We start from the raw sequence: 21,074 nt of genomic DNA, 5'->3' as shown, positions 1-21,074 counted from the left end.
TGTGCTTATCACCCTAGGTAGGGTCGTGGGGGCCCGCAAGGGGCGGAGTGGCTTCGGCCCCCGGCTGGCGGTGAATCCCAGTCGCCCCGAATGAGTCCGGGAACAGCCCGTCTGCCGCCCGGCTCAGGCTCCGCCGACGGGGCCGACGTCGAGAATCCTGACCGCCGCAGAACCGGTTTCGTTGCTAGCGGCCAGGTCCACCTCGGCGCTGATGCCCCAGTCCCGGTTGCCGGCCGGGTCATCGAAGATCTGCCGCAGCTTCCAGACGGCCTGCTGCTCCTCGATGATCAGCAGCGCCGGCCCGCGGGCGTCGGGCCCGGTGCCGATGTCATCGTATTCCTCGAAGTAGGCGTCCATCGCGTCGGCCCAACGGTCGGCGTCCCAGCCTGCCTCGGCGTCCAGGGCGCCCAGCTCTTCTTCCTGCTCGTCGGCAAAAAGCTCTACCCGGCGGAACAGCTCGTTCCGTACCATCACGCGGAAGGCCCTGATGTTGTCGGTCAGCTTTGGCGGCTCCTTGGTGAGCACCGATTCGGCGGCGTGTTCGGCGGCCAGGTCGGCTGCGCCCTTGCCCGCGGCCAGTTCTTCCCATTCGTCCAGCAGGCTGGAGTCCACCTGGCGCACCAGTTCACCCAGCCACGCGATGATGTCCGCCAGGTCTTCGCGCAGCGCGTCCGCAGGCACCGTCTGGCGCAGCGCCTTGTATCCGTCGGTCAAGTAGCGGAGGACAATCCCTTCGCTCCGGGCCAGGCCGTAGAACTGCACAAATTCGGCAAAGTTCATCGCCCGTTCGTACATGTCCCGGATGACCGATTTCGGCGCGAGTTCAAAATCGCCGAGCCACGGGGCTCCGTGCCGGTAGGTCTCGAAGGCCGCCTCAAGCAACTCGGCCAGCGGCCGCGGATAGGTGACTTCGTCCAGCAGGGCCATCCGCTGGTCGTACTCGATTCCGTCAGCTTTCATGGCGGCCACCGCTTCGCCGCGGGCCTTCTTTTCCTGGGCCGAGAGGATCTGGCGGGGTTTCTCCAGCGTGGCCTCGATGACCGAAACCACGTCCAGGGAATAGCCGCCGCCGTCGGGGTCCAGCAGGTCCAGGCTGGCCACGGCGAACGGAGAGAGCGGCTGGTTCAGGGCGAAGTTCGGCTGCAGGTCCACCTTCAGCCGGACCAGATGCCCGTTCTCATCCGGGGCGTCCAGCCGTTCCACCAGCCCGGAAACCACCAGCTCCCGGTAGATGCCCAGCGCCTTCTTGATCAGCTTGAGCTGCGAAGCGCGCGTTTCGTGGTTGTGGGTCAGCAGCCGCTTGGCGGCGGCGAACGGGTCGCCGGGCCGCTCCAGGACGTTCAGCAGCATCGCATGGCTGATCGTGAAGCTGGAGGTGAGCGGTTCGGGGTCGCTCTCCACCAGCTTGTGGAAGGTCGGTTCCCCCCAACTCACAAAGCCGGTCGGCGGCTTCTTCTTCACCACCTGGCGCAGCTTTTTCTGGTCGTCGCCAAACTTCGCCACGGCCTTGGCCATCGCCTTGGTGTTCTCCACCACGTGTTCCGGGGCCTGCACGACGACGGTGCCCGCCGTATCGTAGCCGGCACGCCCTGCGCGCCCGGCGATCTGGTGGAACTCGCGCGCGTTGAGCAGGCGGGTGCGCACGCCGTCGTACTTGCTCAACGCAGTGAGCAGCACGGTGCGGATGGGCACGTTGATGCCCACGCCCAAGGTGTCCGTCCCGCAGATGACCTTGAGCAAACCGGCCTGGGCCAGTTGCTCCACCAGCCGGCGGTATTTAGGCAGCATGCCCGCGTGGTGGACGCCGATGCCGTGCCGGACCAGGCGGTTGAGTGTCTTGCCGAAGCCGGCCGCAAAGCGGAAGCCGGAGATCAGCTCGGCAATACGGTCCTTCTCCTCCCGGGTGCAGACATTGACGCTCATCAGGTTCTGGGCGCGCTCGATGGCCTCCAGTTGGCTGAAGTGCACCACGTAGACCGGAACCTGCTTGGTGGACAGCAGTTCCTCCAGCGACTCCTGCGCGCTGGTCTGCACGTAGTAGTAGTGCAGCGGAATCGGGCGCTCCGCAGAACTCACGGTGATTGTGGTCCGGCCGGTCAGGTCGGTCAGTTCCTTCTCGAACCGGGTGACATCGCCCAGCGTGGCGGACATCAGCAGGAACTGCGCCTGGGGCAGTTCGAGCAGCGGGACCTGCCACGCCCAGCCGCGCTGCGGATCGGAGTAGTAGTGGAACTCATCCATGATCACCGTGCCGAGGTTCGCCGCGGAGCCTTCGCGCAGTGCGATGTTGGCCAGGATCTCGGCGGTGCAGCAAATGATTGGAGCATCCTGGTTGACCGCCGAGTCGCCGGTGACCATGCCGACGTTCTCCGGTCCGAAAATGTCGCACAAGGCGAAGAACTTTTCCGACACCAGCGCCTTGATCGGGGCCGTGTAGTAGCTGACGGACCCGGTGGACATGGCATGGAAGTGGGCTGCGATCGCCACCATCGACTTTCCGGACCCGGTTGGGGTGGCCAGGATGACGTTGTTTCCGGTGACCAGTTCCATGACGGCTTCGTCCTGGGCAGGGTAGAGCGACATGCCGCGGGCTTCGACCCACTCGGTGAACCAGGTATAGACGTCGTCGGGATCTGAGGCAGTGCCGGTGTCCGGCAGGAGTTGGAGAAGATTCATGTTCTCTCCAGCTTAGGCGCTGACGGAGCGGGACCATGAGGGGCACCGGGTGTCGTCATCCCTGGCGTAACGTACTGCCCATGCACTGGGACCCGCAGAAGTACGTTGAGTACGCCGACCACCGCAACCGTCCGTTCTTCGACCTGACCGGCCGTATTGCTGCCACCGAGCCGGCCATGGTGGTGGATCTGGGCTGCGGCCCCGGCAATCTGACCGCCGCGCTCGCCGACCGCTGGCCGGGCGCCACTGTCACGGGCGTGGATTCCTCGGCTGAGATGATCCGCCAGGCCAAGCAGCGGAACAATGCGGTCAACGTGGAGTTTTTGTCCGGGGATATCCGCGACTGGACCCCGCCGGCCGGGCTGGATGTGCTGGTCTCCAACGCCGCACTCCAGTGGGTGCCGGACCACCAAGCCCTGATGCGTTCGTGGCTGCGCGCCATGAAGCCCGGCGCGTGGCTGGCCGTGCAAGTGCCGGGAAACTTTGCTGCGCCGTCGCACGCGCTGATGCGGACGCTGGCCGGCGCGCCGCACTGGCACCGTCGACTGGACGGGGTGCTCCGGCATGAGGACGCGGTGTCCGAACCGCGGGACTACCTGCAGCTGCTGTTGGACGAAGGCTGTGAGGCCGACGTCTGGGAGAGCACCTACCAGCAACTGCTGCACGGCCCGGATCCGGTCCTGGAATGGGTCCGGGGCACCGGGCTTCGTCCGGTCCTGGCGGCCTTGCCGGCCGCCGAAGCGGCCAAGTTCGAATCCGAGTACGCCACGCTGCTGCGTGATGCCTACCCGGAGACCGAACATGGCACCGTCTTTGGCTTCCGCAGGATCTTCGCGGTGGGGCGCAAGCTCGGCTGAGGCCCGCGGGCCCCAGGCTTCAGGGCGTGGGCGTCCCGCCGTTGACGTTCAGGGTTTCACCGGACACGTAGCTTGACTCCGGCGAGGCCAGATAGACGTAGGCCGGAGCGAGTTCAGTGGGTTGACCGGCGCGGCCCAACGGCACGTTCTTGCCGAACTCGGGCAGCTTGTCCTTGGGCTGTCCTTCGCTGACCTGCAGCGGAGTCCAGAAGGGCCCGGGGGCCACGGCGTTGACCCGGATGCCCCGGCTGGCCAACTGCTGGGCCAAGCCCTTGGTGAAGTTGTTGATGGCGGCCTTAGTGGAGGCGTAGTCCAGCAGGAAAGGCGACGGGTTGTAGGCCTGGACCGACGTGGTGTTGATGATCGTCGAACCGGGCTGCAGGTGAGGCACCGCCGCCTTGGTGATCCAGAAAATGGCGAAGATGTTCGTCCGGAAGGTCTCCTCGAACTGCTCGTCGCTGATGTCTTCGATCTGTTCGACGGCGATCTGCCGCCCGGCATTGTTGACCAGAATATCCAGGCCACCCAGTTGCTCCACCGCCTTGGCTACCAGATCCCGGGAGGCGGCGGCATCCGAAATGTCGCCCGGCAGCAGCACCGCCTTCCGCCCGTCTTTCTCAATCACGGACGCGATGTGCTGGGCGTCGGATTCTTCAGCCGGCAGGTAGGAGAGGGCGACGTCGGCGCCTTCTCGGGCGAAGCCGATGGCAACGGCTGCACCGATGCCGGAGTCGGCCCCGGTGATGAGGGCCTTGCGGCCGGTCAGCCTGCCGGTGCCGCGGTATGACTCTTCGCCTCGGTCGGTCTTTGGTTCCAATTCCTTATCCAGCCCGGGCTCCGGCTGGCTCTGCTTCGGCGGCGAGATGCTGGGGTAGCGGTCAACGGGATTCTGGAACGTGTACTGATCGGACGTCATGTGTGGCTCCTTCTGGCGGCCGGTTCCGGAGGCATCCGGCAGCAATGGCTGCGCTGAAGCGGAACGGAGTGGTCCGGACGGCCAATATGGTCAGTATGCTGATCGTGATGCCACCCTACGCCGTCGGGCATTTGACCGCATAGCCCGGCAAGCGGAACCGGACGGCGCCGGGGTGGACCGTAGCAACAGGAAACCGCAGTAACAGGAAGGGGCGCTGCCATGGCTCCGGATGACCTGAAACCCCTCCCGGCCGGCTGGCACCGGGCGCTGGTCCTGATGGCACATCCTGATGATCCGGAGTATGGGATCGCCGCCGCTGTCGCCGAATGGATTGGACAGGGAAAGGACGTCGCGTACGTCTTGGCGACCAGGGGAGAGGCCGGCATTGCCGGGCTGCCTCCCCGCGAGGCCGGACCGCTGCGCGAACAAGAACAGCGGGCCGCCTGCCGGGCGGTGGGGGTCAAGAAAGTGTCGTTCCTGGACTATCCGGACGGCCGACTCGAGGAAACGCTCCAGTTGCGCCGCGACCTGGCACGCGAGATCAGGACCTTTCGGCCGGACGTGGTGGTGACACTGAACCATCGAGATGTCTGGGGTCCAGGGGCGTGGAATTCGCAGGACCACCAGGTCATGGGCCGGTCGGTCCTCAATGCGGTGGCGGATGCCGGCAATGAATGGATCTTCCCGGATTTGGCGGCGCAAGGTCATCGGCCGCACACCGTTTCGTGGACTGCGGTTGCCTCCACCCGGCCCACGCACTATCTGGACGTCGGCCAGCATGCGTTGGACTCTGCGCTGCGCTCGCTGACGGCGCACCGCCGCTATCTGGAGGCGCTGAGCGACCGGCCGGTGGAGGAACAGGCGGCCGAACAGCTCGCGCTGGTGACCGGCGGCAGGCCGCGAATAGCCTTCGAATTGTTCGGGCTGTAGTAGGAGCGTGGAGGTTTCCGGCATCAATTCGCGGAAAAGGTCAGCAAGCTTTGTACTTTGCGTGAGGCGAGGTAGTCTGGCTGCACCTGTTGAAAACCTGAACCGAAAGAGGTGCTGTCATGGGTATGGGCGATAAGTTCGATGCTGCGAAAGACAAGGTCACGGGCAAGGTAAACGAAGCCGTCGGCGACGCGACCGATGACAAGTCGCGCGAGATGAAAGGCAAGGCCCAGCAGGTCGAGGGCGAAGCCAAAGACAAGCTGGCCGATGCCAAGGCCCATCTGAACGAGGACGCCGACCGGGCCACCGATGACACCGAGGGTGGCGGCAGGCGCTAAGCGTTTTGCCGATTCGGAAGCCTCCGCGGACCACTGTCCGCGGAGGCTTCCGGCGTCAAGAGGCAGACCTCGTGTTGGCTGCGGACGATGAAAGACCCTGATGCCGGGACGCACCCCATTCCTCATTCCTATTGACAGGACCCGCGATGATGACCGAACAACTGTCCGAGGCGTATGCCCGCTACGTGGCCGGGCTGGAGCACAGCCAGGCTGACGCCACCCTCCCGGTGCTGAGGCAATCTGCTGCGGACGGGGAGCGAGGCGTGCTGGTGCGATTCCTTCCGAACGAAGTCAATGCCATGGCGTCCGAGGACGTCCCCTTCGGGACCGTCAAGGAAGAACGTTACGACGATTAGAATCCGGCTCCGGTCGGACGTTTTCGGGTAGGAAGGGCTGCCGTAAGCCGCGCTTTTGCGTACCACTGGCGTGACGACCCAAAAGATAGCCCTGCGATGTTCCGTGATTCATTGCCGCAGGGCAGAAGCGCTTGTAAGCTCACTGCAGTGGAGCCGAATCGGCTCCCGGGCTACCTGGAGGCAGAGCGCATGGACGGGTCAACTGCCGGTCGGTCAGGGGTGGCACGTTTAGGTTCGGGGGGAACCTAATGCGGCACCGCCACTTGCCTCCCGCAGACGAGTTTCCGGTGAAGTTGGCTCTGCTCGGGGACCCGGAACTGCTGGCGTTGTACGGCAGGGCCATGCGGCAACTCGAGCGCGAGAGTATCCAATTCGGGGCGGCGGAGCCGGAAACCGAGTTCCGCCTTGAGGAGCTGCGGGTAGAGCTGGACCGGCGGGACAGCAGGGACGCGCTCAAGGCCAGCAAGCGTCGAATCCGCTGCCTCTACGGCGAAACCGAAAGCCAGCCGCCTGACTCGCTGTACGGCGGGGACTTCTAGAAACGCTCTGAGCCCCCCGCCACATCCGCCAGTGATTGCACCAGGCCGCCCACTTCGCCACCACGCCTGCCATTTCCCTGATGCATGCCACCTCGCGCGTCGCATGCCCGGGCTTCGGTATAGTTATAGACAGTAGCCTTACCAATAATGATGTTGATGCGAAAGGGCAGACGATCATGATCGCCAACGACAGTTCACGTGCCCATGCTGGCGAGTACGATTTCGGCGGAGCCGGAGGAGGTTTGCCGGATCCGTGGTGCTCCGCCTGCAACAGCGACGAGTATCTGGTTTTCGACGCTGTCACGCTGCTCCCGCCGGGGCCGGGCGCTCCCGCGCTGCCGCGGTGGGACGTTAGCTACTGGTGCAGCCACTGCGAGAGCTATTACGGCCACCAGACCTACAAGGTACCCACGTCGGAAACAGAGACGGTGGGGATCGATTTCGGTGCCGATGGCTACATGCACTGCGGGGAGCCCATGCAGCCGGTGGAACGAGTCGATCAAGCCATCCAGGATCCCGTTGACGAAGGCTCGCCGGAGACCGGCCCGCTCCCAACGGTGCGCGTGAACGTAGAAATTCTGCGTTGCCGCTGCGGCTTCAAGATGGAGGTGCCCGTCTGAGGCTACGGCGGAGCAATATCCGGGCTCCCGGTATATCCCGCCGGCGGCACGGGACCGGATTCTCCTACCGCCACCCCGATGGTTCGAAGCTTTCCAGCGACGAGCTCCGCAGGGTCAAGGCGCTGGCGGTTCCACCGGCCTGGTCCGCCGTGTGGATCTGCCCGGCGGAAAATGGCCATATCCAGGCGGCGGGCACGGACGACGCTGGGCGGCGGCAATACATCTACCATCCCCGATGGCGCGAACTCAGGGACCGGGAGAAGTTCGACCGCGCGCTGGCCTTCGGCCGTACCCTGACGGCCGCACGGCGGAGGGTGACGCTGCTGCTTCGGTCGGGGGACATGACCCGGGAGGTGGCCTGCGCCGCCGCGTTCCGCTTGCTGGACAGCGCGTCGCTGCGAATCGGCTCCGACGTCTATGCCGAGGAAAACGGGTCCTACGGAGTGACCACCTTGCTGGTCAGCCACGTCCAGGTGCATCAGGACACCATCCGGCTCGATTTTCCGGGCAAGAGCGGTCTGCAGTGGGACGTGGAAGTGAAGGATCCTGACCTCGCCGGCTGGCTGGCCCTGGGCAGAGGGAGGAAGGCGGGGGATCCGGCCATCGGCTACTGCAACGACGACGGAAGCTGGTCCGGACTGGCGGCCTCCGAGCTGAACGATTTCATCCATGGGCTCTGCGGGCAGGGTTTCAGCGCCAAGGATTTTCGGACTTGGCAGGGGACCGTTGCCGCCGCGGTTGAACTGGCCCGCTACGATGGCAAGCCCGGCATCACGGCCCGACGCAAGGCAGTCGCTGCCGCCATCAAAGCCGTGGCAGAGCGGCTCGGCAACACGCCCGCCGTTGCCCGCTCATCATACGTGGATCCGCGGCTTGTCGACCGTTTCATGGACGGGCAGGTTCCAGAAGCCGTCACGTATTCCGCGGCCGAGCGCAGCCTGCCGGCTTTCCTTGGCAACGAGGAACAGAAATAGTCCGCGGCGCTAGAATGAGAGAGCCCCGGCAGGCGGGATTCCCCCCAACGTCCACGCCTGTCGGGGTTGTTGACCCTTGCCTACCAGCCGCGGGATTTCCATTCGTCCAGATGCGGCCGTTCAGCGCCAAGCGTAGTTCCCTTCCCGTGTCCGGGATGGATCACGGTGTCGTCGGGCAGGTAGCCGAACAACCGGTCGCGGACATCGTTGAAGAGGGAAGCAAAGCGCTCCGGATCCTTCTCCGTATTGCCCACTCCGCCGGGAAACAGCGAGTCGCCGGTGAATACATGCGCGGGCCCGTCCGGGGCACGGTAGAGCAGTGCCACCGAGCCTGGGGTGTGGCCTCGTAGCTTGATGGCCTCCAGCGAGAATCCGTCGAACCGGCCCACGTCCTGATGCTCGAGCGAAACATCGGTCGGCACCTCGATCGCAGGAATATCCTCCGCGCCGGCGGCCGACTTGGCCCCGGTGGCGGCTACGGTATCCGCCAAGGCGCGGACATGGTCCCAGTGGCTGTGCGTAGTGATGACCAACTCGACCTTGGCGGGGCCGGCCGCATCCGCGGCCCCGTCGCGCAGGAGCTGTTCAATGGCCGGAAAGTCATCGGCGGCATCAATCAGTACCTGGGCGCCGGAATTCTTGGCTGTCAGCAGATAAACGTTGTTGTCCATTTCGGAAACCGAAATGCCGCGGATAGTGACTGCAGGATCTTCATGAAGCAACATGCGTTCCAGCCTACCGACAGTCGACCCGGACGGCTCCGGATGTCATTCTGGTTGTAGCAGTGGACAGGCCGGTTGCTGCGGACACGACGAGGAGCGGGCGCGGGCGATGGAAGCGAGTGGGTTTGACTGGCGGATGAACCGCGACAGCGCCGTGCCGCTGTTCGAACAACTGCGGCTGCGGATCATTGAAGCGGCGGACGCCGGGGAGTTGCCGGTGGGCACCAAGCTGCCGCCCGTCCGGCGGCTGGCCGATCACTTGGGCGTGGTGCCGAATACGGTGGCCCGCGCCTACCGGGAGCTGGAAACCGCCGGCCGGGTGGAGACGCACGGCCGCGCCGGTACGGTGGTCAGCGCCGGAGCGGGCAAGGCCCGGCAGCAACTGGGCGACGCCGCCGAAGCCTTCGCGCAGGCGGTCCACGGTCAGGGAATCGGCACCAAGGAAGCCCTCGCCGCCGCCAAGGCAGCGATGGAGCGCCACGGCATCAAATAGCGCCCCATCAAGTAGCCACTGCATTGAGTAGCCGCTGCATCAAGTGCCGCAGCAACGCCCAGCCGATCCGCGCCCGACCGAAGCCGGCTTAAGAATGTTGCCAGGCCTCGCCGTCGTGCTGAGCGAGGACGCGGGGCGGCAAATGCGGACAGCGGTTGTCCGCAGTAGCCAGCGGCCGTGACCGATGTAATACAAGTTCGAACGAATTTTCGATTAGAGTAGATACCGTGCTAAAAGCGAGTGAAACGTCCGTCCCGGCGACCGATTCGGAGTCCGCCACCCCCGTTTCCCACCCCGCGGATATGTCACGCTTGGTCGTCAAAGGCGCCCGCGAGCATAACCTCCAGAACGTCAGCGTGGATCTTCCCCGCGACTCCATGATCGTCTTTACCGGGCTGTCCGGCTCCGGGAAGTCGTCCCTGGCCTTCGACACGATCTTTGCCGAGGGCCAGCGCCGGTACGTGGAATCGCTGTCATCGTATGCGCGGATGTTCCTGGGCCAGGTGGACAAGCCCGACGTCGATTTCATCGAGGGCCTCTCGCCCGCGGTGTCGATCGACCAGAAGTCAACCAGCCGGAATCCGCGCTCCACCGTCGGCACCATCACCGAGATCTACGACTACCTGCGCCTGCTGTGGGCCCGGGTGGGCCGTCCCTTCTGTCCGCAGTGCGGCGAGCCGGTGGAGAAACAGACTCCGCAACAGATCGTGGATCAGCTGCAGGAGCTGCCAGACGGGACGCGTTTCCAGGTTCTGGCACCCGTGGTGCGTGGCCGCAAGGGCGAGTTTGTGGACCTGTTCAAGGAGCTGGGCGCCAAGGGATTTTCCCGCGCCAAGGTAGACGGCAAGCAGGTGCAGCTGTCCGAACCGCCGAAGCTGGGCAAGCAGTACAAGCACACCATTGAGGTGGTGGTGGACCGGCTGGTGGCCAAAGACGGTATCCACCAGCGCCTGACCGACTCGGTGGAGACCGCGCTGGCGCTGGCGGAAGGCCGGGTGCTGGCCGACTTCGTGGACCTCGACGAGGAGGACCCGGGCCGTACCCGTGCTTTCTCCGAACACTTGGCCTGCCCGAACGAGCACCCGTTGGCGATCGACGAGATCGAACCGCGCTCCTTCTCGTTCAACAATCCGTTTGGCGCATGCCCTGCCTGCACCGGCATCGGCAGCAAGCTCGAGGTGGATGTGGATCTGGTGGTCCCGGATCCGGACCGAAGCCTGGCCGACGGCGCCATCGCCCCGTGGTCGCTCGGCAAGGCCACCCAGGAGTACTGGACCCGGCTGCTTGAAGGACTCTCGCACGAGCTCGGCTTCTCGATGGACGAGCCGTGGAAGAACCTGCCGAAGAAGGTCCGCGATGCCGTGCTGCTCGGCAAGGACTTTAAAGTGGTGGTGCAGTACCGCAACCGCTTCGGACGGGAGCGTAAATACTCCACCGGCTTCGAAGGCGCCTTCCAGTACATCCACCGCAAGCACGAGGAAACCGAGTCCGAAATGGCCCGGGACCGCTACAAGGAGTACATGCGGGAAGTGCCGTGCCCGGAGTGCAACGGCGCGCGGCTGAACCCCGCCTCGCTGTCCGTACTGATCAACGGCAAGTCCATTGCGGACGTTTCCGCCCTGCCGCTGCGCGAGGCCAGTTCCTTCCTGGACGGACTGGACCTGACGGCTCGCGAAGCCCAGATCGGCCACCAGGTGCTCATCGAGATCCAGGCCCGGCTGCGCTTCCTGCTGGATGTGGGTCTGGAGTATCTGAACCTGGAGCGGGCGGCAGGCACGTTGTCCGGCGGCGAGGCCCAGCGCATCCGGCTGGCCACCCAGATCGGTTCCGGCCTGGTCGGCGTCCTCTACGTGCTGGACGAGCCCTCGATCGGTTTGCACCAGCGGGACAACCGGCGGCTGATCGAGACCTTGACCCGCTTGCGCGATCTGGGCAACACGCTGATCGTGGTCGAGCACGACGAGGACACCATCGCCGAGGCCGACTGGATTGTCGACATCGGTCCGGGCGCCGGCGAACACGGCGGCGAGGTGGTCCATTCCGGCTCCCTGCAGGAACTGCTGGAGAACACGCGTTCCATCACCGGCGACTACTTGTCCGGACGCCGCCGGATAGAGCTTCCCGGCAAGCGCCGGAAGGTGGACAAGAAACGCCAGCTGAAAGTGGTCGGGGCGCGCGAGAACAATCTGCGCGGCATCGACGCGCAGTTCCCGCTGGGCGTTTTCACCGCGGTCACCGGGGTCAGCGGCTCCGGCAAGTCGACCTTGGTCAACGACATCCTCTACAAGGTGCTGGCCAACAAGCTTAACGGGGCCAAGCATGTGGCCGGTCGGCACACCAGGGTGGAGGGGCTGGACCAGCTGGACAAGGTGATCCACGTGGACCAGAGCCCGATCGGACGCACCCCGCGGTCCAATCCGGCCACCTACACGGGTGTCTTCGACAACATCCGCAAATTGTTCGCAGAGACCAACGAGGCCAAGCTTCGCGGCTACCTGCCCGGCAGGTTCTCCTTCAACGTGAAGGGCGGCCGCTGCGAAGCTTGCTCGGGCGACGGCACGCTGAAGATCGAAATGAACTTCCTTCCGGACGTCTACGTGCCGTGCGAGGTCTGCCACGGCGCGCGCTACAACCGGGAGACCCTGGAAGTCCACTACAAGGGCAAGACCATTGCCGAGGTGCTGGACATGCCGATCGAGGAGGCAGCGGACTTCTTTGCCGCGTTCACCCCGATTGCCCGCCACCTGCGGACCTTGGTGGACGTCGGGTTGGGCTACGTCCGGCTGGGCCAGCCAGCCACCACGCTGTCCGGCGGCGAGGCGCAGCGCGTTAAGCTCGCCAGCGAACTGCAGCGCCGCTCAAACGGTCGCAGCGTCTACGTGCTGGATGAGCCGACCACCGGCCTGCATTTTGAGGACATCCGCAAGCTGCTGCAGGTATTGCAGGGCCTGGTGGAAAAGGGCAACACGGTGATCACCATCGAACACAATCTGGACGTGATCAAGAGCGCCGACTGGGTAGTGGACATGGGCCCCGAAGGCGGCTCCGGCGGCGGCCAGATCATTGCCAGCGGCACACCCGAGCAGGTTGCCGCAGTCGAGGGGAGCCACACCGGCCGGTTCCTGGCGGAGGCGCTCGGTCGCCCGTGAGCCGCGACGGAATGACATATTCCGCCGCAGGAATGGATTCCGGCCGATCCGCGGACCTGTGGGAAAATGCCCGGGTGACACAATTGCCTGCGCTGGTCTTGTTCGACCTTGACGGAACCCTTGTTGACCCCGCGGGAGCTATCACCAACGGAATTGCCGGTGCCCTCGAGGCTGCCGGGCTCCCGGTTCCGCCGGAGGACAGGCTGGGCACGCTGGTGGGGCCGCCGCTGGGCGATTCGCTGCGCGCCGCGGGCGTGCCGGAGGAAAGGCTCGGCGAAGTCATCGCCCTGTACCGCGCCGGCTACCGGGCGCAGGGCATGGCAGCAAGCCGTGTGTACCCAGGCATCCCCGAATTGCTGGGGCGGCTGCTGGCGGCCGGCCTGACGTTGGCTGTTGCCACGCAGAAACCGACCGGCCTGGCCCGCGAACTCCTCCGTCTGAAGGGCCTGAACACGTTCTTCGAGGGCGTCCACGGAGCGGAGGGCGACGATCCGGCACCGGACGATCCGGGACTGGGCAAGGTGCCGATCCTGCAGGCGGCTCTGGCGGCCGCGGACGACTTCGGTCCGGTGCTGATGGTCGGCGACCGGCTCTACGACATGGCTGCCGCGCGCCATCTGGGCATTCCGGGCATCGGCGTCAGTTGGGGATTCGCCGCCGACGGCGAGCTGGAAGCCGCCGGTGCGTCCGCCGTCGTGCATTCCATGCAGGAACTCGAGGCGGTCATCAAACGGTTGGCGGTTGCGCAACCGGAGACCGCCTCGGCCGGGGGACCGGTGCCGGCCGCATGAAGACCTTCGAAGTGACCCGTGCCTCGTTCCGGGCCGCCTTGCGGGGCAGTTGCCGGCCGACCATAGAGGGCATCGACAACTTTCCCGACGCCGGGCCGGTGATTGTTGCCCCGAACCACCTGTCCTTTCTGGACAGCATCATCATTCAGGCCATGATGCCGCGGAAGGTCGCGTTTTTTGCCAAGGCCGAGTACTTCACCGCGCGGGGGCCCAAGGGGGCAGCCATGCGCTGGTTCTTCAGCAGTGTGGGCTCGATTCCGGTGGAACGCGGCGAGCAGGCGGCCAGCGTGGCGGCGCTGCAGAGCGCGGTGGACGTGCTGGGGCGCAACGAGGCCTTTGGGATCTATCCTGAAGGAACACGGTCCCGTGACGGCAAGCTTTACCGCGGGCGAACCGGTGTGGGATGGCTGGCCCTGACCACCGGAGCACCGGTGCTGCCGGTAGGGCTGATCGGCACCGAACAGCTTCAGCCCGCCGGAAAGATGATGGTCCGGCCGAAACACTTCACCGTCCGGATCGGCAAACCGCTGTACTTCGAGCGGACCGGGCCGCAGCATTCGCTGCCGGCACGTCGTTCGGCGACGGACCAGATCATGGACGCGATCGCCGACCTGACGGGCCAGGACCGCTCACACAGCTACAACAAGACGCCGTCGGAGTGACCTCAAGGACGGCAGATCAGGACTGAGATGACGAAGGGAGTGACCGACAATGGCTGATCCGGCGTCCTACCGTCCGCGGACGGGGGAGATCCCCACGAATCCCGGCGTCTACCGCTTCCGGGACGAGCACGGCCGCGTTGTCTACGTGGGCAAGGCGAAGAACCTGCGGTCCAGGCTCAACAACTACTTCGCCAGTCCCAAGAACCTGCTGCCCAAGACGTATGCGATGGTGCATACGGCAGCGTCGGTGGAGTGGACGATCGTGGGCAGCGAGCTGGAGGCCATCCAGCTCGAGTACACCTGGATCAAGGAATTCACGCCGCGCTTCAACATCATGTTCCGGGACGACAAGTCCTACCCCTACCTGGCCGTGACCATGGGGGAGAAGTTCCCGCGTGTCCAGGTGATGCGCGGGGAACGGCGCAAGGGCGTGAAGTACTTCGGCCCGTACTATCCGGCCAAGGCGATCCGCGAGACCGTGGACACGCTGCTGCGGGTATTCCCGGTCCGCAGCTGCAGCACCGGCGTGTTCAACCGCGCCCAGCGCACCGGCCGGCCCTGCCTGTTGGGCTACATCGACAAGTGCTCGGCGCCCTGCGTCGGCCGGATCTCGCCGGAGGACCACAAGGCGCTGGCGGCCGAGTTCTGTGCGTTCATGGGCGGGGAAGCCGACCGGTTCATCCGGGCGCTGGAGAAGAAGATGGCGGCGGCGGTGGCTGAACTCGACTACGAGTCGGCGGCGCGGCACCGCGACGATATCGCCGCGCTGCGGCGGGTCTTCGAACGCAATGCCGTGGTGCTCAGCGAAGACACCGACGCCGATGTGTTCGCGCTGGCGCAGGACGAGCTGGAGGCGGCCGTCCAGGTGTTCCACGTGCGCGGCGGACGGATCCGGGGCCAGCGGGGCTGGGTGGTGGAAAAGGTCGAGGACCAAAGCACCGCCGACTTGGCCGAGCACCTGCTCCAGCAGGTGTACGGCGACGCCGACGGGCCGGACAGGATCCCGCGCCAGGTAATGCTGCCGCAGGAGCCGGAGAATGCCGCCGAGCTGCAGGCCTGGCTGAGCACGCTGCGCGGCAGCAAGGTGCAGATCCACGTGCCCAAACGCGGCGACAAGGCCGCCTTGATCTCCACCGTGCGGGAGAACGCCGAACAGGCCCTGGCGCTGCACAAGAGCCGGCGGGCCGGCGACATCACCACGCGTTCGGCCGGCCTGCAGCAGCTGCAGGAGGCGTTGGACCTTCCGGTCGCGCTGCTCCGGATCGAGTGCTATGACATCTCCCATGTCCAAGGCACCAACGTGGTGGCCTCCATGGTGGTGGTGGAAGACGGGCTGGCGAAGAAATCCGATTACCGCCGCTTTGCGATCACCGGCGACGCCGCCCGCGACGACACCTCCGCCATGTATGACGTCATCAGCCGGCGGTTCCGTAACTATCTGGTTGACCAGGGTCGCCTAGCAGCCCCTGAGGCCGCCGAGGCGGCAGCCGGGGCCGTCGCCGAACCAGCCGCAGCGCAGCCGCAGCCCCCCGCGAATGGCGGGGACACCGCCGTCGTGCCGGAAGAAGTAGTGCCGCAGGAGACCATGGCGAAAGAGACAGCGCCGCAGGAGACAGCGCCGCAGGAGACAGTGCCGCAGGACACCGTGCTGGCAGAGACGTTGACGCCGGCGCCGAGAACCAAGTTCGCCTATCCGCCGAATCTGGTGGTGGTCGACGGCGGGCCGCCGCAGGTGGCCGCGGCCTCCCGGGCACTGGCCGATCTGGGCATCACCGACGTGTACGTGGTGGGCCTGGCCAAGCGGCTGGAAGAGGTGTGGCTGCCCGACGACGATTTCCCGGTGATCCTCCCGCGCACGTCCGAGGGGCTGTTCCTGCTGCAGCGTATCCGCGACGAGGCCCACCGCTTCGCGATCGCCTACCACCGGCAGAAGCGCGGCAAGGCCATGACGGTCTCCGTGCTGGACGGCATTCAGGGATTGGGGCCGGCGAAGCGGAAGGCACTGCTGAAACATTTCGGTTCCGCGAAGAAGCTGAAGGCGGCCAGCGTCGAAGAGCTGCAGCAGGTGCCGGGTATCGGGCCTGCGATGGCGGCCTCGCTGAGACGGCAGTTGGCGCCCGGTGCCGCGGATGACGCCGCGCCGGCAGTGAATATGGCAACCGGCGAAATCATCGAATCTTAGTTAGGCTAGAGCTGAATTGAGGGGTGTGGTCGGGATGGATGGGATGACGATGACGGTGGACGAGGACCTGACGCCGGAGAAGCCGGTGGAATCCGAACTCCTGGTCGTCACCGGCATGTCAGGAGCCGGCCGGACCACGGCGGCCCACGCGTTGGAAGACCATGGCTGGTACGTGGTGGACAACCTGCCGCCGCAAATGCTCGGCACGCTGGCCGAGCTGGTCTCGCGGATGCCGCAGTCGCTGCCCAAGCTGGCCGTTGTGGTGGACGTGCGCAGCCAGAGCCTGTTCCGCGATATCCGCGAGGCTCTGCACGCTCTGGCCGCCAGCGGGGTCCACTACCGGGTGCTCTTCCTGGACGCCGCGGACGAAGTGCTGGTCCGCCGCTTTGAACAGGGCCGGCGTCCGCACCCGCTGCAGGGCGACGGCCGCATTTCCGACGGCATCACCGCCGAACGCGACCTGCTCAGCAGCCTGAAGGAATCGGCCGACCTGGTGGTGGAGACCACCGATATGAACGTGCATGCCCTCGCCACGGCGGTCACGGAACTCTTTACCGACTCCGGTCCCATCGTGCTGCGCATCAACGTGATCAGCTTCGGCTTCAAGTACGGGCTGCCGGTGGACGCCAACTTCGTGGCCGACGTGCGCTTCATTCCGAACCCGCACTGGGTGCCCGCGCTGCGCCCCTACACCGGGCTGGACGAGAAGGTCCGTGACTACGTGCTGGTGGATTCCGGCGCCGAAGAGTTCGTCAACCGCTACGTGGATGCGCTGGAGCCGGTGATGGAGGGCTACCGCCGCGAAAACAAGCACTACGGCACCATCGCCATCGGATGTACCGGCGGCAAGCACCGGTCGGTCGCGGTGGCCGAGGAAATCGGCAAGCGGTTGGCCCAGCTGCCCAGCGTCAAGGTGACCGTCCAGCACCGTGACCTGGGGCGCGAATAGTGGCAATCCTGACCGGACCGCTGCCGCTGGTTCCGGTCCCGGGTACCTCCCGCAACCGGACCGGGGAGGGCGGGGCACCGCCGTCGGTCGTCGCGTTGGGCGGCGGCCACGGGCTGTCTGCCTCGCTGGGTGCGCTGCGCCTGCTGACCACCGAGCTGACCGCCATTGTCACGGTGGCCGACGACGGCGGTTCCTCCGGCCGCCTGCGCGAGGAGTTCGGCGTGCTGCCGCCCGGGGACCTGCGGATGGCGCTGGCCGCCCTGTGCGACGACACCGACTGGGGCCGGACCTGGCGCGACGTGATGCAGCACCGCTTCAAGTCGTCCCCGGGGTCCGAGCAGTCGCTGGACAATCATGCGCTGGGGAACTTGCTGATTGTCACGTTGTGGGAGTTGCTGGGAGACCCGGTGGCCGGACTCAAGTGGGCCGGCGCGCTGCTGGGGGCACGCGGCGAGGTACTGCCGATGGCCACCGTGCCGCTGACCATCGAGGGCGACGTACTGGTCGAGGGCGAGGACGGGCGGCTGCGAAGTGCGCTGATCTCCGGCCAGTCCAGGCTCGCCGCGGCCGGACGGAACAGCCACGTCAATGACGTGCGGCTGCTGCCCGACGACGCCCCGGCCTGCGTCGAGGCGCTCAACGCCATCGAACTTGCCGACTGGGTGATTTTGGGGCCTGGTTCCTGGTATACGTCCGTGCTGCCGCATCTGATGCTCAAGGAGATGCGCGAGGCGCTGTGCAACACTCCGGCGAGGCGATGCCTGACCATGAACCTCTCGGTGGATACTAAGGAAACGTCAGGCATGACGGCGGCGGACCACCTGGCGGCCGTGAAACGTTGCGCCCCCGATATGCGTTTCGACGTGGTGCTGGCCGATCCGCGGGTGATCGAAAACCGGGAGCGTTTCGAGGAAGCCGCCGGGGAGCTCGGTGCGCGTGTGGTCTTCGGTAGAGTAGGTAGCTCAGGCGGACGCCCCGTACACGATCCGTTGAGACTGGCGAGTGCCTACCACGACATTTTCGGGGACAGCAAGGATTAGGTAAGGACAAGGTGCATGGCGCTGACCGCAGCAGTCAAGGATGAGCTTGCTCGCCTCGACATCAAGAAGTCCCAGGTTCGGAAGGCGGAGGTCTCCGCGACGCTCCGGTTCGCCGGCGGACTTCACATCATTTCCGGCCGCATCGTTATTGAGGCGGAAGTTGATCTGGCTGCGACGGCCCGCCGGCTGCGTACTGCCATCGCGGAAGTGTACGGTCACAGCGGCGACATCATCGTGGTCTCCGGCGGCGCCCTGCGCCGCGGGAACCGCTACGTGGTGCGCGTGGTCAGGGACGGGGAGTCGCTGGCCCGGCAGACCGGCCTGCTGGATGGCCGCGGCCGTCCGGTCCGCGGGCTGCCGTCCGTGGTGGTCAACGGCTCCGCCGCCGACGCCGAGGCAGTCTGGCGAGGCGCTTTCCTGGCCCACGGATCGCTGACCGAACCCGGCCGCTCGTCCGCGCTCGAAGTCACCTGCCCCGGCCCGGAAGCGGCGCTGGCATTGGTCGGCGCGGCCCGCCGATTGGGCATTGCGGCCAAGGCACGCGAGGTCCGGGGAGTGGACCGGGTGGTGATCCGGGACGGTGACAGCATCGCGGCGCTCTTGACCCGGATGGGCGCCCATGATGCGCTGATGGTGTGGGAAGAACGCCGGATGCGCAAGGAAGTGCGGGCCACGGCCAACCGGTTGGCCAACTTCGACGACGCCAACCTGCGGCGCTCGGCCCAGGCCGCGGTGGCGGCGGGTGCCCGCGTCGAGCGGGCCTTGGAGATCCTCGGTGAGGATGTGCCCGAGCACTTGCGCTACGCCGGCGAACTGCGGGTGGCGCACAAGCAAGCCTCGTTGGACGAACTCGGCCGTCTTGCGGACCCGGCGATGACAAAGGACGCCATCGCCGGCCGGATCCGCCGGCTGCTGGCCATGGCCGACAAACGGGCGGCAGAGTTGCGCATCCCGGGGACCGAAGCCAATGTCACGCCGGAGATGCTGGACGACTAGATACGGGATGGGCAGCCGCCGGGTCCGGCGGTACGGTCAACGAAGACCGGTTTGAGAGCTGCCGGACGGAAACCTCCGTCCGGTTGGACAATCCGACCCAGCCGCGGACCGCGGCCGGGAGAAGACGGAGGAAACCATGAGCACGTACGAACTGCCCGAGCTCGACTATGATTACGCAGCCCTGGAGCCGCATATCTCGGCCCGGATCATGGAGCTGCACCACTCCAAGCACCACGCCACCTACGTGGCCGGCGCGAACACCGCACTGGAGCAGCTGGCCGACGCCCGTTCCAAGGGCGAGTTCGGCAACGTGCCGAAGCTGTCCAAGGACCTGGCCTTCCACCTCGGCGGGCACACCAACCACTCGATCTTCTGGAAGAACCTCTCCCCGGAAGGCGGCGACAAGCCCACCGGCGAGCTGGCCTCGGCGATCGATGAGTACTTCGGTTCCTTCGACGCGTTCCGCGGCCACTTCGGCGCCGCAGCGCTGAGCCTGCAGGGCTCGGGCTGGGCCGTGCTGGCCTACGAACCGCTGGGCGGCAATCTGGTCATCGAGCAGCTCTACGACCAGCAGGGCAACATCCCGGTGGGCACCATCCCGCTGCTGATGCTGGACATGTGGGAGCACGCCTTCTACCTGGACTACGTCAACGTCAAGGCCGACTACGTCAAGGCGTTCTGGAACATCGTCAACTGGGCCGACGTCGCCGCCCGCTTCGACGCCGCCCGCACCGGCGCTTCCGCACTGATCACCCCGGCCAGGTAAGGCCGCACCCATCTGGCACCGGCCGGGCGGGGGAGATGGGAATCCCCGCACCGGCCGCCATCTCCTCCAGGAGGTCGACGCACATGACAACTCGAGTTGGCATCAACGGATTCGGCCGGATCGGCCGCAGCTACTTCCGCGCAGCTCTGGCCCAGAAACCGGATCTGGAAATCGTGGCCATCAATGACCTGACCGACGCGGACACTCTGGCCCACCTGCTCAAATACGACAGCGTGCTGGGAATCCTGCCGGAAACGGTGGAGGTGGACGCCGGCAACCTGATCGTCGGCGGCCGGAAGATCCGCGTCCTGTCCGAGAAGGACCCGGCAGCCCTGCCGTGGGGCGAACTCGACGTGGACATCGTGATCGAATCCACCGGGCGGTTCAACAAGAGCGGCGGCGCCCGCAAGCACATGGAGGCCGGCGCCAGGAAGGTCTTGGTTTCCGCGCCCGCCAAGGACGAGGACATCACCATCGTGATGGGCGTCAATGACGGCGAGTACGACGCCGATGCGCACCACCTGATTTCGAACGCCTCCTGCACCACCAACTGCCTGGCGCCGCTGGCCAAGGTGCTGCACGAGAAGTTCGGCATCGAGCACGGGCTCATGACCACCATTCACGCCTACACCGCCGACCAGAACCTGCAGGACGGCCCGCATCGGGACCTGCGGCGCGCCCGGGCGGCGGCCATCAACCTGGTGCCGACGTCAACCGGCGCGGCGAAGGCCATTGGGCGGGTGCTCCCCGAGTTGCAGGGTAAGTTGGACGGATTCGCGGTGCGGGTGCCGGTGCCCACCGGCTCCATGACGGACCTGACCGTCACGCTGTCCCGCGAAGCGACGGTGGAAGAGGTGAACGAGGCCTTCAAGGACGCCGCCGCGGACCCGCACTGGGCCGGAATCCTCACTTATACCGAGGACCCCATCGTGTCGTCCGATATCGTCACAGACCCGGCGTCTTCGATCTTCGACTCGGGACTGACTAAGGTTATGGGTAACCAGGTGAAAGTTGTTGGCTGGTACGACAACGAGTGGGGCTACTCCAACCGTCTGTTGGATCTGACTGTCCTGATCGCCTCAAAGCTGTCCTAGGCACGGCACCACCCGTCCTCCGCA

20 protein-coding genes are annotated in these 21,074 nt (G+C 66.0%); 17 read left to right on the top strand and 3 right to left on the bottom strand.

Annotation, left to right across the window (positions count from 1 at the left end):
- Positions 1 to 123 precede the first annotated feature (123 nt).
- A complete protein-coding gene (locus ACWF5H_RS06990) occupies positions 124 to 2,676 on the bottom strand; it encodes a DEAD/DEAH box helicase (protein WP_452035787.1) in 2,553 nt (850 codons plus the stop codon).
- Positions 2,677 to 2,756: 80 nt separating this feature from the next.
- On the opposite strand from ACWF5H_RS06990, the gene ACWF5H_RS06985 reads away from it, so the two are divergent.
- Complete coding sequence (locus ACWF5H_RS06985) at positions 2,757 to 3,533, top strand: trans-aconitate 2-methyltransferase (RefSeq protein ID WP_452035785.1); 777 nt, start codon at positions 2,757 to 2,759, stop codon at positions 3,531 to 3,533.
- Between the two features lie 19 nt (positions 3,534 to 3,552).
- Here ACWF5H_RS06985 and ACWF5H_RS06980 read toward each other — a convergent pair whose 3' ends face one another.
- Positions 3,553 to 4,449: an SDR family oxidoreductase gene (locus tag ACWF5H_RS06980; protein WP_452035784.1), complete on the bottom strand. Its 897-nt coding sequence runs from the start codon at positions 4,447 to 4,449 to the stop codon at positions 3,553 to 3,555.
- Positions 4,450 to 4,668: 219 nt separating this feature from the next.
- On the opposite strand from ACWF5H_RS06980, the gene ACWF5H_RS06975 reads away from it, so the two are divergent.
- From ACWF5H_RS06975 to ACWF5H_RS06950, 6 genes are all read left to right on the top strand, one after another.
- Entirely contained in the window at positions 4,669 to 5,379 is a 711-nt protein-coding gene (locus ACWF5H_RS06975) for a PIG-L deacetylase family protein (RefSeq protein ID WP_452035783.1), read from the top strand.
- 119 nt (positions 5,380 to 5,498) lie between these two features.
- Positions 5,499 to 5,717: a CsbD family protein gene (locus ACWF5H_RS06970; RefSeq protein ID WP_364650136.1), complete on the top strand. Its 219-nt coding sequence runs from the start codon at positions 5,499 to 5,501 to the stop codon at positions 5,715 to 5,717.
- 146 nt (positions 5,718 to 5,863) lie between these two features.
- Positions 5,864 to 6,073 (top strand): hypothetical protein, encoded by a 210-nt coding sequence (locus tag ACWF5H_RS06965; protein WP_452035782.1) that lies wholly within the window; start codon positions 5,864 to 5,866, stop codon positions 6,071 to 6,073.
- Positions 6,074 to 6,360: 287 nt separating this feature from the next.
- Positions 6,361 to 6,612 carry a hypothetical protein gene (locus ACWF5H_RS06960; protein ID WP_452035781.1) on the top strand — a complete coding sequence of 84 codons (252 nt, stop codon included), beginning with the start codon at positions 6,361 to 6,363 and terminating at the stop codon, positions 6,610 to 6,612.
- 176 nt (positions 6,613 to 6,788) lie between these two features.
- Positions 6,789 to 7,232, top strand: a complete 444-nt coding sequence (locus ACWF5H_RS06955; protein WP_452035780.1) for a hypothetical protein — start codon at positions 6,789 to 6,791, stop codon at positions 7,230 to 7,232.
- Entirely contained in the window at positions 7,196 to 8,206 is a 1,011-nt protein-coding gene (locus ACWF5H_RS06950; protein WP_452035779.1) for a DNA topoisomerase IB, read from the top strand. Before ACWF5H_RS06955 ends, ACWF5H_RS06950 begins: the two co-directional genes overlap by 37 nt.
- Before the next feature lie 80 nt (positions 8,207 to 8,286).
- Here ACWF5H_RS06950 and ACWF5H_RS06945 read toward each other — a convergent pair whose 3' ends face one another.
- The gene (locus ACWF5H_RS06945) at positions 8,287 to 8,931 is read right to left on the bottom strand and encodes an MBL fold metallo-hydrolase (RefSeq protein ID WP_452035777.1); all 645 of its coding nucleotides are present in this window, start codon (positions 8,929 to 8,931) and stop codon (positions 8,287 to 8,289) included.
- A 133-nt stretch (positions 8,932 to 9,064) separates the two neighbouring features.
- On the opposite strand from ACWF5H_RS06945, the gene ACWF5H_RS06940 reads away from it, so the two are divergent.
- The 10 genes from ACWF5H_RS06940 to gap all read left to right on the top strand — a co-directional run bounded on the left by ACWF5H_RS06940 (position 9,065) and on the right by gap (position 21,050).
- Positions 9,065 to 9,421: a GntR family transcriptional regulator gene (locus ACWF5H_RS06940; RefSeq protein ID WP_452035775.1), complete on the top strand. Its 357-nt coding sequence runs from the start codon at positions 9,065 to 9,067 to the stop codon at positions 9,419 to 9,421.
- Positions 9,422 to 9,723: 302 nt separating this feature from the next.
- Positions 9,724 to 12,570 (top strand): excinuclease ABC subunit UvrA, encoded by a 2,847-nt coding sequence (gene uvrA, locus ACWF5H_RS06935; RefSeq protein WP_452036064.1) that lies wholly within the window; start codon positions 9,724 to 9,726, stop codon positions 12,568 to 12,570.
- Positions 12,571 to 12,644: 74 nt separating this feature from the next.
- Positions 12,645 to 13,361: an HAD hydrolase-like protein gene (locus ACWF5H_RS06930; protein ID WP_452035773.1), complete on the top strand. Its 717-nt coding sequence runs from the start codon at positions 12,645 to 12,647 to the stop codon at positions 13,359 to 13,361.
- Positions 13,358 to 14,023: a lysophospholipid acyltransferase family protein gene (locus tag ACWF5H_RS06925; protein ID WP_364650163.1), complete on the top strand. Its 666-nt coding sequence runs from the start codon at positions 13,358 to 13,360 to the stop codon at positions 14,021 to 14,023. Before ACWF5H_RS06930 ends, ACWF5H_RS06925 begins: the two co-directional genes overlap by 4 nt.
- A 49-nt stretch (positions 14,024 to 14,072) precedes the next feature.
- Entirely contained in the window at positions 14,073 to 16,205 is a 2,133-nt protein-coding gene (gene uvrC / locus ACWF5H_RS06920; protein WP_452035771.1) for an excinuclease ABC subunit UvrC, read from the top strand.
- A 49-nt stretch (positions 16,206 to 16,254) separates the two neighbouring features.
- Positions 16,255 to 17,154 (top strand): RNase adapter RapZ, encoded by a 900-nt coding sequence (rapZ, locus tag ACWF5H_RS06915; RefSeq protein WP_364650196.1) that lies wholly within the window; start codon positions 16,255 to 16,257, stop codon positions 17,152 to 17,154.
- Positions 17,154 to 18,194 carry a gluconeogenesis factor YvcK family protein gene (locus tag ACWF5H_RS06910; protein ID WP_452035769.1) on the top strand — a complete coding sequence of 347 codons (1,041 nt, stop codon included), beginning with the start codon at positions 17,154 to 17,156 and terminating at the stop codon, positions 18,192 to 18,194. The genes rapZ and ACWF5H_RS06910 overlap by 1 nt, the downstream gene beginning before the upstream one ends.
- A gap of 15 nt (positions 18,195 to 18,209) precedes the next feature.
- The gene (gene whiA / locus ACWF5H_RS06905; protein ID WP_353917920.1) at positions 18,210 to 19,190 is read left to right on the top strand and encodes a DNA-binding protein WhiA; all 981 of its coding nucleotides are present in this window, start codon (positions 18,210 to 18,212) and stop codon (positions 19,188 to 19,190) included.
- A gap of 136 nt (positions 19,191 to 19,326) precedes the next feature.
- The gene (locus tag ACWF5H_RS06900; protein WP_452035767.1) at positions 19,327 to 19,956 is read left to right on the top strand and encodes a superoxide dismutase; all 630 of its coding nucleotides are present in this window, start codon (positions 19,327 to 19,329) and stop codon (positions 19,954 to 19,956) included.
- Positions 19,957 to 20,039: 83 nt separating this feature from the next.
- The gene (gene gap, locus ACWF5H_RS06895) at positions 20,040 to 21,050 is read left to right on the top strand and encodes a type I glyceraldehyde-3-phosphate dehydrogenase (RefSeq protein WP_364647855.1); all 1,011 of its coding nucleotides are present in this window, start codon (positions 20,040 to 20,042) and stop codon (positions 21,048 to 21,050) included.
- Positions 21,051 to 21,074: the final 24 nt, after the last annotated feature.

It is taken from the genome of Arthrobacter sp. NPDC055138, assembly GCF_053607305.1.
This window is presented reverse-complemented; position numbering and strand designations above follow the sequence as displayed.